Below are 11,844 nucleotides of genomic sequence, written 5' to 3'. Positions count from 1 at the left end.
CTTTCTCATTAGGGAATTAACGATTATTGCGAAAATAAAAAACGTACACTACTAAAATTGAATTTAGTAATGTACATTTTTATAAGATGTGCAATATTATAAGCAAGTTCTAATAATATATAAAATCATGTACAATTACTTGTCTTACAAAGTTGCCAAACTATCCTCTCAACAATTAAAGCTTAATTGCTTTTACTTCGTCGATATTTTCAAGCTGTGCTACGAATGTTAAATCTTCATCCGTTACAACATTATCTACAACTAGCATCATTACTGCAGAGCCACCAATTGCATTACGGCCTACTTGCATCGTTGCAATGTTAATATCTTTTTCAGCTAATTTTGTAGCTACACGACCAATAGCACCTGGTTTATCTGTATTTTTGATGTACAGTAAGTTTCCTTCAGGTACAACGTCAACTACGAAGCCTTCCACTTTCACGATACGAGCACCTAAACCATTTAATAGTGTACCAGCTACTGTATGTGTTGTATTTTCTGTTTTAATTTCAACTGTAATTAAGTTTGTTAAGCCTTTTGCAGTTGTTGTTTTATGCTCATTTATTTTCATGCCGATACGTTCAGCAAGGTAGCGAGCATTTACGTCATTTACATGCGTTCCGTGGTTTGTTGATAATAAACCTTTAATCGCGTTTGCAGTAAGTGGACGGACATCAAAGTTTGCTACTTCACCAGCATAAGAAATGTTTAATTCTTTTACTACTTCATTCGTTACTTGGATTAAGAATTTACCAAGCTTATCTGCAAGAGCGAAGAATGGCTCTACTTGTGCAAGCTTTTCTTTCGGAATCGAAGGCATATTTACAGGGTTTGTCACTGTGCCTGTCTTATAAAATTTAATGATGTCGTTTGATACGTCAACCGCAACAGATTCTTGTGCTTCAATTGTAGAGGCACCTAAGTGAGGTGTTGCGATAACTTGTGGTAAAGTAAGCAATTTATGATCTGTTGCTGGCTCAGTTACGAAAACGTCTAGTGCCGCACCAGCTACTTTACCTTCAACGATTGCATCATATAAGTCGTCCTCATTAATAATACCACCACGTGCACAGTTAATAATACGTACGCCGTCTTTCATAATAGCAAAGCGTTCTTTATTAATAATATTGCGTGTTTCTGGAAGAAGTGGTGTATGTACTGTAATGAAATCTGCAGCTGCACATACTTCATCAACAGTACCTTTTGTTACGCCAAGCTCTTTTGCACGGTCTTCTGTTAAGAAAGGATCATAAGCGATTACGTTCATTCGTTGACCTTTTGCGCGGTAAGCAACTTCTACACCGATACGTCCCATACCAATAACACCTAAAGTTTTGTTTTTAAGCTCTACACCTACATATGATTTACGGTCCCATTTACCGTTTTTTAAAGTGTTGAACGCTTGTGGGATAAAGCGTGCAAGTGATGTCATCATTGCAATTGTATGCTCAGCAGCAGAGTTTGTGTTACCATCTGGTGCATTAACAACGATAATTCCGTGTTCTGTTGCTGCAGTTAAGTCGATATTATCCACACCAACACCAGCGCGTCCGATTAATTTTAAGTTTTTCGCAGCTTCGATTATTTCGCGTGTTACCGTTGTTTGAGAGCGTACTAGTAATACATCTACGTCCGTAATTTTAGCAATTAATTCTGCTGGAGTTAAGCCAGTGTCGATAATGATGTTTAAATCTAAGCCTGTTTCTTGACGAAGCGGTTGGATACCATCTTCGCTTAGTGGATCTGCAATAAATACATTAATTGTTTTTGCTGTCATTCTATTTCGCTCCTCTTAAAAATAATAAAAAGCCTTCCGTCCCTTACATATCAATGTAAGGGGCGAAAAGCTTTGAAATAACTAACTTACGCGGTACCACCCTTATTCATTGCAAAAATACTTCGAAAATATTAAATATCGAAAATATTTCTTGCAATCTTAAGTTATGCGTAACGAGCATGAATCGGATAAGCTTACTTTCGTTTACTGCTTATCTATTCGGGAGTGGAACTACATTCGCCTCTAACACTGATTTTCACCATCCATCAGCTCTCTAAAGAAAAAGTACGACGAGCATGTCTCCGTCACTATATTTTTCGTGATTAAATTTGTTAACATCATAATACCGATTGTTCACCTTTGTCAACGATATTTACAAAAAAAATTAAAAATAAGAAAAAAACGAGGCTTAAATAGATTATATCACGAACTTAAATTACACTTAGACAAGTTAATGTTCGTGTTTTGGGAACTGCAAATGTAAGCGTTATCGTGATTGGGAACTATTGATAACAATGTAATTGACAGAAAATTAAAAACGAAATTAGAGTATATAGTATATAGGAAAATAAGATACAAGCCGAACGTATTAGTGCGACACAATTTTGACACCTTTCATAATTTGAACTGTTACAAGACATTCATAAATTCGCAGGGGAAATGACGTGAAACACGAATGTTATACATATAGTCAAAGAAAGGAGGGATCAAATGAAGTATGATGTCATTATTGTTGGGGCTGGACTGGCAGGATTAGTAGCTGCAAGTGAATTAATCGATGCAAAGAAAAAAGTACTACTAGTAGATCAAGAGCCAGAAACAACGATTGGTGGACAAGCATTTTGGTCTTTTGGAGGGGTGTTTTTAGTCGATTCACCAGAACAACGGCGCCTTGGCATTCAAGATAGTAAAGAGCTAGCTTGGCAGGACTGGCTAGGCACAGCTGGATTTGATCGTTTAGACGATGAGGATTCATGGGGAGTGAAATGGGCCAAGGCATACGTAGAGTTTGCTGCCGAAGAAAAATATGAGTGGTTAAAAAAACTTGGTATCCGCTTTTTCCCAGTAGTCGGATGGGCAGAGCGTGGTGGTTCTTTAGCAGGTGGACATGGAAATTCCGTACCACGTTTTCATATCGTTTGGGGAACCGGTCCCGGAATTGTAGAACCGTTTGCTAATAAAGTAATAGCAGCTAGAGAAAGTGGTTTGCTTGATTTTAAGGCGCGACACCGAGTTGATGATTTTCTTATGAAAAACGGTACTGTAATAGGTATTACAGGTAAGATACTTGAGCCAAGTAATGCAGAGCGTGGTACAGAAAGTTCACGTGTCGCAATTGGTGACTTCGCCTATTATGCGGACGCAATCATTGTCGCAAGCGGCGGTATTGGTGCGAATTTAGAGCTCGTAAAGAAAAATTGGCCTTCACGCTTAGGAACGCCGCCACAATCGATGGTTAGTGGTGTACCAGCTCATGTAGACGGACGCATGCTTGAAATTACAGAAAATATTGGGGGGCGTATCGTCAATCGCGACCGTATGTGGCATTACACAGAGGGATTACGTAACTGGGATCCTATTTGGAAAAATCATGGAATTCGAATATTACCAGGACCTTCATCGCTATGGTTCGATGCTACTGGTAATCGTTTTACAGCTCCAAATTTTCCAGGGTTTGATACGTTAAGTACCCTCGAAGCAATTCAACAAACAGGCTACGACTATTCATGGTTTATATTAACGGAAAGAATTTTTTTGAAAAGGAGTTTGCATTATCAGGCTCTGAACAAAATCCAGATTTAACGAATAAAAGTATTTCAGAAGTTTTAAAACGTGTCTTGCCAGGTCCACCAAAGCCAGTACAAGCATTTAAAGACCATGGTGCAGATTTTGTTGTTGCGAGTAGTTTAAAGGATTTAGTGCAAGGAATGAATGAGCTTGTTGGCACAGAATTGCTTGATTTTATGCATATAAAGGAGCAAATATTAGCCCGTGATCGTGAAATAGACAATTTGTTTACGAAAGATGCGCAAATTACCGCGATGCGAGGGGCACGTAATTATGTAGGGGATAAATTAATTCGTGTCGCTAAGCCACATAAGTTTTTAGATCCAGCAAACGGGCCACTCATCGCAGTGCGATTAAATATATTGACGCGTAAAACACTCGGCGGACTACAAACAGATTTAGATAGTGCAGTATTAAATGAGAAAGGGGGGCGCATACCTGGTTTATTTGCTGTTGGGGAAGTGTGTGGATTCGGAGGGGGCGGTGTCCATGGTTACCGCTCATTAGAAGGGACATTTATAGGTGGTTGTTTGTTCACAGGAAAACGAGTTGGCGAATATTTGAGCAAATAAAAAGGATATTTCTACGAGAATATAGAATAGTAGAAAGTGAATGACTATTCATTATAAGGGGTGTAGAACATGGGATATACAACAATTGAGCTTGAAGTGCTTGAGAGAAAAGCAGTTTTAACATTGAATCGGCCACATGCAATGAATGCAATGGATTTTACGATGATGAAAGAGTTAGCAAATTGTTTTGAAGCATTGCACAAGGAAAAAGATGTACAAGTGCTCATTATTAAGGGGGCGGGTCGCGTGTTTTCAGCAGGCGGCGACGTGAAAGCAATGGTGGGCTCTAATGACTTTGCTGATTTTGGCGAAATAATGGATGATATAACACGTCTAGCAGTTGCGTATTACACCTTACCGATGATTACAATTTCTCAAGTACATGGGGCAGCGGCAGGGCTTGGCTTTAGTTTAGTACTTGGCAGCGATATTATTGTTGCAGAAGAAACGGCAAAGTTAGCGATGAATTTTATTGGCATTGGGCTAATTCCTGATGGTGGCGGTCACTTCCATATGCAGGAGCGTGTCGGTACAGTGAAAGCGAAGCAAATGATTTGGGAAGGTAAAGTGATGAACGGAAAAGAGGCTCTTGCGCAAGGTTTAATTGATTATAATGTGCCAGAGGATGCAGCGGCGACAACCGTTGATCAGATTGTCGGCAAATTACTAGCGTCACCAATAGCTGCGATGCTAGAAACGAAGCAAATTTTACATGCTGAAAAATTACCTGAACTAGAACGTATTTTACAAGGTGAAGCAAATGCCCAATCTAAAATGCGCAACTCTAAAGACCATCAGGAAGGCATTCAAGCGTTTGTAGAAAAAAGAATGCCGGAATTTATCGGTAAATAATATGTGTCCTAAAGGATTGCATGGTGATTTTTCAGGGTAATTGTTATCAGTTTAATCGGCGGTATTATTGGTTTTATAATCGGTAATAGCACGATGCTTTAAGGCCATTGAAGGATAATAAAGGCTGGTCAAAACTAACAACTTTGAACTAGCCTTTTTCAATTTGAAAATAAGCTGATCTCTGTTTGGAATGGACACTTATTGTGTAGCATATTAGCGAAATATTGCAGACAATTTTATTATGAGCATGGATTACATATTAATTTTCAGAGGTTGATAAAGAGATTGATAAAACTGGCAGTGTAATGAAGAGGCTTAGGAGTCGGGAATAGCGATGCAGGAGTAGGCACCGGAACGGATGCGATAACTATTTACGATGCCTTACCCCAATGTTTGATGTAGAAATTTTATTAATGTATTCCACATATGTATATTACACGTGGAATAAAATTAATTTTCCTGCTGCATTTACTAGACGGTGTGTCTTTTCTGCAACGCCTTTTTCTTCAATTTGCTTTTGGCCATCGATTTTAGCCGATTCATCGCTTGCAAAAGTCCATATTTCATCAAATAGCGTTTCTCCAGTTTTTTCAAATGCTGTGAAGCGATAATTTTCCATAGTTTCCCCCACCTTTTAAGCGAATATATTATCATTATACATGAAATATTATGATAATTCACGAAGCATTCCCTATAAATTAGTAAAATACGAAAAAAATTTCAGGAATTTGCCCAGATATAAGTAAAATGATTTCTCCTGTTTTACTATCATTTAATCGAATAGCCGGTACACACATGGTACAATAAGGGTAAACGTACCGTATAAGCGCGGTCAATGTAAAGAAAAGGAGTGATTCTTTGTGGAAGGAATTACTAAACTCCAAGTTGGGGAGCAAGTAGATCAATTTTTACTTATTAAACAGGCCACAAAAGGTGTGACAACAGTAGGGAAGCCATTTATGTCTTTAATTCTTCAAGACAAAAGTGGAGATATTGAAACGAAGCTCTGGGATACAAATGAAGAACATGAAAATACTTATAAAGCAGAAGTAATCGTACGAGTAGGTGGAGAAATCCATGATTATCGTGGTAAAAATCAGCTACGCATTAAACAAATTCGCGTGGCGCGCCCAGAAGACGGGGTTCAAATTAATGATTTAGTACCTTCTTCAGCAACTCCAAAAGAGCAATTGATGGAAGAGCTAAATCAATTTTTCTTTGAAATAAAAAATCCAAGTATTTCACGTATTACGCGTCATCTAATTAAAAAGCATCAACCAAGCTTGCTTGTGTATCCAGCTGCATCTAAAAATCACCATGATTATGTATCAGGCTTACTCGATCATGTCGTGTCAATGTTACGTTTAGGAAAGGCAATTTGCGCACTATATCCAACATTAAATTCTGATTTAATGTATGCAGGTATTATTTTACATGATATTGGTAAAGTGATTGAGTTAACAGGACCAGTTGCGACAGCGTATACAGTTGAAGGGAACTTACTTGGCCATATTACAATTATGGTCAATGAAATTGGTCAAGCTGCTAAAGAGCTAGGAATTGAAGGCGAAGAAGTTATGTTACTGCAGCATTTAGTATTATCACATCATGGTAAAGAAGAATGGGGTAGTCCGAAAAAGCCGATGATCCAAGAAGCAGAAATATTGCATTACATTGATAATATAGATGCCAAGATGAATATGCTTACACGTGCACTAGATAAAACAAAGCCTGGTGAATTTACAGAGCGTCTATTCCCGCTAGATAATCGTTCGTTTTATAAACCAAAAATTTAAACGAAAAGGAGATTTCGCTAATTTGCGAAATCTCCTTTTTAAAAGGTAAAAAAGTATTGAATTCTAGAGTTCGGGCAGTGTCTAGCTTCAGCGCCCAGCCCCTCGAGGTCGCTTCATGCCCTCAATCGAAAGCGGAAAAGTTGCTTTCGTTTGAATGCCTTCCAGCGCTTGTCGGGGCTAAACGGGGCGCTTGCGCTTTTCTTAAATTAGCTGTGCTTTGCTTGGAATGCAATCATGAAATCAGCTAGTGCTTTACATGTTTCGTATGGTACAGCATTGTAAGTAGATGCACGGCAGCCGCCTACTGAGCGGTGACCATTTAAGCCAACAAATCCAGCCGCTTTAGCTTCAGCAAGGAATTGCTTTTCTAGCTCTTCGTCTGCAACGCGGAACGTAATGTTCATTAGGGAACGGCTATCTTCTGTCGCATGACCTGTATAGAAGCCATTTGAGTGATCGATTGCATCATAAATTAATTTTGCTTTCGCTTCGTTGTTTGCTTCTATTTTTTCTAAGCCGCCTTGCGCTTCAACCCATTTTAATACTTCACCTAACATATAAATACCGAATGTTGGTGGTGTATTGTATAAAGAATTGTTATCAGTGTGTGTTGAATATTTTAACATCGTTGGAATGTTAGTATTCGCTTTTTCTAATAAATCTTTACGAATAATAACAACTGTAACACCTGAAGGACCAAGATTTTTTTGTGCTCCAGCATAAATCATACCGAATTTACTTACGTCAACTGGCTTCGATAAAATATCACTAGACATATCAGCGATTAATGGCGCATTCGTTTCAGGGAATTGCTTCCACTGTGTACCGAAAATTGTATTATTTGATGTAATGTGCACATATGCAGCATCATCATTAAATACAAGATCACTAACTGCTGGGATATTTTTATAATTATTGTCTTTCGTTGTAGCAATTGCTACTGGCTCACCGAATAATTTAGCCTCTTTTAACGCTTTTTCAGACCATGCTCCTGTTAGCACGTAATCTGCTTTTTGTCCCGCTTGTAAAAAGTTCATTGGAATCATTGAGAACTGTAAGCTTGCGCCACCCTGTAAAAATAGAATTTCATAGTTTTCAGGTATAGCGAATAATTTACGTAGGCGGTCAATCGCACCATTATGTACTGCTTCAAAATCAGCGCTTCGGTGACTCATTTCCATAATAGACATGCCAGAGTTATTAAAGTTTACAAGCTGTTGTTGAGCTGCCTCTAAAACTTCTAAGGGAAGAGCAGAAGGACCTGCATTAAAATTATAAGCACGTTGATTTGTCTGATTCAAAATGAACACTCCTTAATGTGGTTGATAGACTTTATAATATACTGTTTTATACGTCTAATGGCAAAATTCATAATACTTTTTATCGTTACGTACATAAACGAGAATAAAACGTTGTATGTGTAGCATATTTTGATTATTTGCAAATCGCTATTACATGAGAATCGCATTAATAGTATTAGTTATATGTAAATTATGGAAGTACTGATATAATTTTTACTATACGACAATTAGTTTTAGAAGGAGAGAGCATGAAAGAAACATTTGAAACGATTTCACAAGCAGCACTTGGCAAAGTTTCAACATTACAACGTAGTAAAATAAGTTACTTTATGATGACGATGCTTGGTGGATTATTTATATGACATTATTTTCGCTAGCCCTTATGATTCCACATGGTGAACTTGTAACACTGCAAGGAATGATGCATAATTTAATACCGGTATCTATTGGAAATGCGATAGGTGGGGCAGTCTTTATTGGTGCTGCTTTTTGGCTAAGTCAAAATCGTCACGCATAAATGAGGGGGAATTTCATTGGCAAGGGAGCGTAAGTTTTCGACAGCTGATATTTTTTCAGAAACGGAACGCTTATTATTGCAATTAGGATATGAAGGATTTACATTTAAACATTTAGCTGAAAGATTAAACGTATCTCGAGCTGCGATATATAAATATTATACAAATAAAGAAGAACTAATTGTAGACTATATGATGGAGTTTATGACTGGTTTAATTGGAGAATTTAAGAAAATAGATCAAACATCTCCGTTTAATGAACAATTGGATACACTCTTATCGATTATTTTGCGCTCAAAAGATATGCACCAAATATTTAGTATGGTACATATTATTGATGGTGGCGATAACGAAGGCGTTATGCAAAAGCTAAAAATGCTCGATCAAATGCACGTCGCGATGTATGTACCATTACTCAATGTAGTCGCTTGCGGGAAAAAAGAAGGAATCGTCAATGAAAATTTGGCAAGCGAGCTTGTTCTCGGCTTTATTTTCCAAAGCATTGCTATCCCGAATCATTCAAATATCCCGAAAGAACAGTTTGAGCAGTCGATTCGGCAAATGATTTGTCATGGTGTATCGAAATAGGAAGATGCCTAAATGCACTTATTCACAAAGAATTTTCAAGTATACTATTTTACAAAACAGACACAGTATTGTCGTAAGTAATGTCCCTTTATGAGAGAAGGCTTGTCTTTACGATAGGAATATGCAAGTATTAAGGTGATTACTTGATGGAGGAGTGTATTTATGGAAAATTTACCTAACTGTCCGAAATGTAATTCGGCATACACATATGAAGACGGGACAATGTATATTTGCCCAGAATGTGCACATGAATGGTCACAAACAGAGGAAATAGTAGAAGAAGGCTTAGTTGTGCGTGATGCAAATGGCAATTTACTAGCTGATGGAGATACAGTGACTGTCATTAAAGATTTAAAAGTAAAAGGTAGTTCATCTGCATTGAAAATTGGTACACGCGTAAAAAACATTCGTCTAGTAGAAGGCGATCATAATATTGATTGCAAAATCGACGGTTTTGGCGCAATGCAGTTAAAATCAGAGTTTGTAAAGAAAAATTAAAAAAGAAGGCCGAGGCCTTCTTTTTTAATTTTATTTTTTAGCTTTCTCTTCATCAATATTGTAAGCTTTGAATGCTCCTTTTAAGTCAGCATCCTTCACTTCAACTTTTGCTTCTTTCAATAATTTAGCAACCGTTTTATTCCAGTCAGCTTTTTGTTCTGCAATTGCATCACGAATTTCATCTTTTTTCTCTTCTAATGTACCGTAGTCTTTAACATCACGTTTGTCCGTTACTTCGATTACATGGTAACCAGCAGGAGATTTAACAGGTTCGCTAATTGTGTTCAATTCAAGTGCATAAGCAGCATCATTGAATTCAGGAATCATTTTTCCAACTGTGAACCAACCAAGCTCCCCGCCCTCAGAAGCTGAGCCTGGGTCTTTAGACATTTCTTTTGCTACTGTTGCGAAATCTTCACCAGCTTTAATGCGTTCAATTGCTTTTTTAGCTGTTTCTTCGTCTTCTACTAAGATGTGTCGTGCCTTTAATTCTTTGCTCGCTTGATCATAGTAAGCTTTAATTTCTGCATCCGTTACTTCAACATCTTTTTCAGCTTGTTCTTTTAATAAGTTGAAACGAATATTCGCTTTAAGTGCATCTTCAGATAAACCATTTGTAGCAAGAATTAAATCAAATTGCTCGCCGTACTGTTCCTTTAATGCGTCAAATTCAGCTGTAACATCTTTATCTGAAACATCGTATTTATCCTCAAGGATTTTTTCAATCATAATTTGTTCTAGTAATTGCTCTCCGGCTAAATTTTTAATTTCTTTATAAAAATCTTGTTGTGTTAAATCGCCTACAGAAGAAGTGACAACAACTTCATCTCCAGGATTGCTGCATGCTGCTAATCCTAAAGATGCAGCTAGAGTGAGTGCTAAAAATGTTTTTTTCATTTGAAATGTACGCTCCTTACTTTCATGTAAATGCTTTAGTTACTATAACATAAACGAAAAAAAAAACAAAATGGTTGCAGTCAAATGCGCCTAAGTTTAACAAATAGGCATGCATACGATAGAAGATAGAAAGGAGGGAGTGCTATGGGTGGCGGAGGCTATAACGGCGGCGGCTACGGCTCAAGCTTTGCGTTAATAGTAGTGCTGTTCATTTTACTCATTATCGTCGGTGCAGCGTTTCTTTACTAATTGAATAAAAAACGAGTTGGCTCACATTGTCGGGCCAACTCGTTTCATTTTTAAACAGCAAATAAGACTTCCACGTAAAAAGAAACTAATAAAATCGTTATAAGCACATTAATTGTACGGAATATTTTAGGTTGTTTTTCTTCGGGAATTTCTTTACGCATACAAAGTGCATAAGTCATGCGATTAATTTGGAATAAATAAAATACAGAGAATAGCACTACAATTAAAAGTAGCAAATCTATTCCTCCCCTCTATCAGTTCATTATTAAGCATATCAAACGTTTATATCCAGATACAAGCAAGAACTACATGTTTGGCGGTACTAATATTTCATACCCTTTTGGTGTTTCTTCAATAACAGCATTGGGCGGGGAATTCCATAAATTTTTAACGTTCAATAAATCGATAAAACATATGCTGCAATGAAGTCCGAGCAGGATGCAAGTGTAATGGGCGTACTGCGTGTAATTAACTGCCAAAACAAGCAACAAGCTATTTAGAAATAAAAAAGGTGCCAGTAAGGCAAATACATAGCGATTTTTTGGAATCGTATCTTTCAACCGCATATGTAGGACAGGAATGAAGCGGTATTGAATACGCCAACGAAATGCTAGTTTTTTTCGATAATCCAAAAGCGCGATATAATGTATTAATTTATGCAAAGGGTAAAGAGCAAATAGTGCAAGGAAAAAAACTATAAAATAATCGTCATGGTGCCGAGAAGGGAAGTTATGACTTACTCCAACGTAAGAGAAACAAAATACAAGAAAAAAGGTAATTGTCGAAAACAGGACGAGTCTCGTTGTACCGTATTCATATTCAATATTTATCGTTTTCCAACAGTGCATTGTAAAACCTCTTTCTAGCATTCATTTGCGCTTCATTATAATTAAAAAGGAGCAATCTGAAAAGTAATTTGAAATTTTTTTATCTAGAATCTAGAGATTTTTACTTATGATGAATAATTAAAAGAGCATCTTGTGGTAATGTAGACGGCGACAGAGCAGCTTT

12 protein-coding genes, 1 pseudogene and 1 other annotated feature are annotated in these 11,844 nt (G+C 37.3%); of the genes and pseudogenes, 7 read left to right on the top strand and 6 right to left on the bottom strand.

The window, feature by feature from the left end:
* Positions 1 to 175: 175 nt before the first annotated feature.
* Entirely contained in the window at positions 176 to 1,777 is a 1,602-nt protein-coding gene (serA, locus tag AAFN87_RS14115) for a phosphoglycerate dehydrogenase (protein WP_347791718.1), read from the bottom strand.
* A gap of 55 nt (positions 1,778 to 1,832) precedes the next feature.
* Positions 1,833 to 2,095: a binding site (T-box leader), on the bottom strand.
* Between the two features lie 393 nt (positions 2,096 to 2,488).
* Here serA and AAFN87_RS14110 point away from each other — a divergent pair.
* Positions 2,489 to 4,137, top strand: a pseudogene (locus AAFN87_RS14110) (FAD-binding dehydrogenase).
* A 69-nt stretch (positions 4,138 to 4,206) separates the two neighbouring features.
* The gene (locus tag AAFN87_RS14105) at positions 4,207 to 4,989 is read left to right on the top strand and encodes an enoyl-CoA hydratase (protein WP_347791717.1); all 783 of its coding nucleotides are present in this window, start codon (positions 4,207 to 4,209) and stop codon (positions 4,987 to 4,989) included.
* A 433-nt stretch (positions 4,990 to 5,422) separates the two neighbouring features.
* Here AAFN87_RS14105 and AAFN87_RS14100 read toward each other — a convergent pair whose 3' ends face one another.
* Positions 5,423 to 5,608, bottom strand: coding sequence for a YhzD family protein (locus tag AAFN87_RS14100; protein ID WP_347791716.1), 186 nt, complete (start codon positions 5,606 to 5,608; stop codon positions 5,423 to 5,425).
* A gap of 241 nt (positions 5,609 to 5,849) precedes the next feature.
* Between AAFN87_RS14100 and yhaM the strand changes: the two genes are divergently transcribed.
* Positions 5,850 to 6,785 carry a 3'-5' exoribonuclease YhaM gene (yhaM, locus tag AAFN87_RS14095; protein ID WP_347791715.1) on the top strand — a complete coding sequence of 312 codons (936 nt, stop codon included), beginning with the start codon at positions 5,850 to 5,852 and terminating at the stop codon, positions 6,783 to 6,785.
* A gap of 206 nt (positions 6,786 to 6,991) precedes the next feature.
* Here the strand turns inward: yhaM and serC are convergent, their stop codons facing one another.
* Entirely contained in the window at positions 6,992 to 8,086 is a 1,095-nt protein-coding gene (serC, locus tag AAFN87_RS14090) for a 3-phosphoserine/phosphohydroxythreonine transaminase (RefSeq protein ID WP_347791714.1), read from the bottom strand.
* Between the two features lie 358 nt (positions 8,087 to 8,444).
* Here serC and AAFN87_RS14085 point away from each other — a divergent pair, with 358 nt between their 5' ends.
* From AAFN87_RS14085 to AAFN87_RS14075, 3 genes are all read left to right on the top strand, one after another.
* Entirely contained in the window at positions 8,445 to 8,603 is a 159-nt protein-coding gene (locus AAFN87_RS14085) for a hypothetical protein (RefSeq protein ID WP_347791713.1), read from the top strand.
* 16 nt (positions 8,604 to 8,619) lie between these two features.
* On the top strand, positions 8,620 to 9,189 hold the full coding sequence (locus AAFN87_RS14080) for a TetR/AcrR family transcriptional regulator (protein ID WP_347791712.1): 570 nt from the start codon (positions 8,620 to 8,622) through the stop codon (positions 9,187 to 9,189).
* Between the two features lie 162 nt (positions 9,190 to 9,351).
* Complete coding sequence (locus AAFN87_RS14075; protein ID WP_347791711.1) at positions 9,352 to 9,687, top strand: zinc ribbon domain-containing protein YjdM; 336 nt, start codon at positions 9,352 to 9,354, stop codon at positions 9,685 to 9,687.
* Positions 9,688 to 9,717: 30 nt separating this feature from the next.
* Here AAFN87_RS14075 and AAFN87_RS14070 read toward each other — a convergent pair whose 3' ends face one another.
* Positions 9,718 to 10,584, bottom strand: a complete 867-nt coding sequence (locus tag AAFN87_RS14070; RefSeq protein WP_347791710.1) for a peptidylprolyl isomerase — start codon at positions 10,582 to 10,584, stop codon at positions 9,718 to 9,720.
* A gap of 144 nt (positions 10,585 to 10,728) precedes the next feature.
* Between AAFN87_RS14070 and AAFN87_RS14065 the strand changes: the two genes are divergently transcribed.
* Positions 10,729 to 10,833, top strand: coding sequence for a YjcZ family sporulation protein (locus tag AAFN87_RS14065; RefSeq protein ID WP_347791709.1), 105 nt, complete (start codon positions 10,729 to 10,731; stop codon positions 10,831 to 10,833).
* 50 nt (positions 10,834 to 10,883) lie between these two features.
* Here the strand turns inward: AAFN87_RS14065 and AAFN87_RS14060 are convergent, their stop codons facing one another.
* Both AAFN87_RS14060 and AAFN87_RS14055 read right to left on the bottom strand, forming a co-directional pair.
* Positions 10,884 to 11,069 carry a hypothetical protein gene (locus AAFN87_RS14060; protein WP_347791708.1) on the bottom strand — a complete coding sequence of 62 codons (186 nt, stop codon included), beginning with the start codon at positions 11,067 to 11,069 and terminating at the stop codon, positions 10,884 to 10,886.
* A gap of 69 nt (positions 11,070 to 11,138) precedes the next feature.
* On the bottom strand, positions 11,139 to 11,681 hold the full coding sequence (locus AAFN87_RS14055) for a DUF3267 domain-containing protein (protein ID WP_347791707.1): 543 nt from the start codon (positions 11,679 to 11,681) through the stop codon (positions 11,139 to 11,141).
* Positions 11,682 to 11,844: the final 163 nt, after the last annotated feature.

Origin of the sequence: Solibacillus sp. CAU 1738 (genome assembly GCF_039888725.1) — a bacterium.
Lineage (GTDB): Bacteria > Bacillota > Bacilli > Bacillales_A > Planococcaceae > Metasolibacillus.
The sequence above is the reverse complement of the archived record's forward strand: the minus strand, read 5'-3'. Positions and strand labels throughout refer to the sequence as shown.

Bases quoted from the DNA above. Each gene is read 5' to 3' on its own strand.
- AAFN87_RS14055 (WP_347791707.1), bottom strand. From the start codon at position 11,681: ATGCACTGTTGGAAAACGATAAATATTGAATATGAATACGGTACAACG.
- AAFN87_RS14100 (WP_347791716.1), bottom strand. From the start codon at position 5,608: ATGGAAAATTATCGCTTCACAGCATTTGAAAAAACTGGAGAAACGCTA.
- AAFN87_RS14075 (WP_347791711.1), top strand. From the start codon at position 9,352: ATGGAAAATTTACCTAACTGTCCGAAATGTAATTCGGCATACACATAT.
- AAFN87_RS14065 (WP_347791709.1), top strand. From the start codon at position 10,729: ATGGGTGGCGGAGGCTATAACGGCGGCGGCTACGGCTCAAGCTTTGCG.
- AAFN87_RS14070 (WP_347791710.1), bottom strand. From the start codon at position 10,584: ATGAAAAAAACATTTTTAGCACTCACTCTAGCTGCATCTTTAGGATTA.
- AAFN87_RS14085 (WP_347791713.1), top strand. From the start codon at position 8,445: ATGACATTATTTTCGCTAGCCCTTATGATTCCACATGGTGAACTTGTA.
- serA (WP_347791718.1), bottom strand. From the start codon at position 1,777: ATGACAGCAAAAACAATTAATGTATTTATTGCAGATCCACTAAGCGAA.
- AAFN87_RS14105 (WP_347791717.1), top strand. From the start codon at position 4,207: ATGGGATATACAACAATTGAGCTTGAAGTGCTTGAGAGAAAAGCAGTT.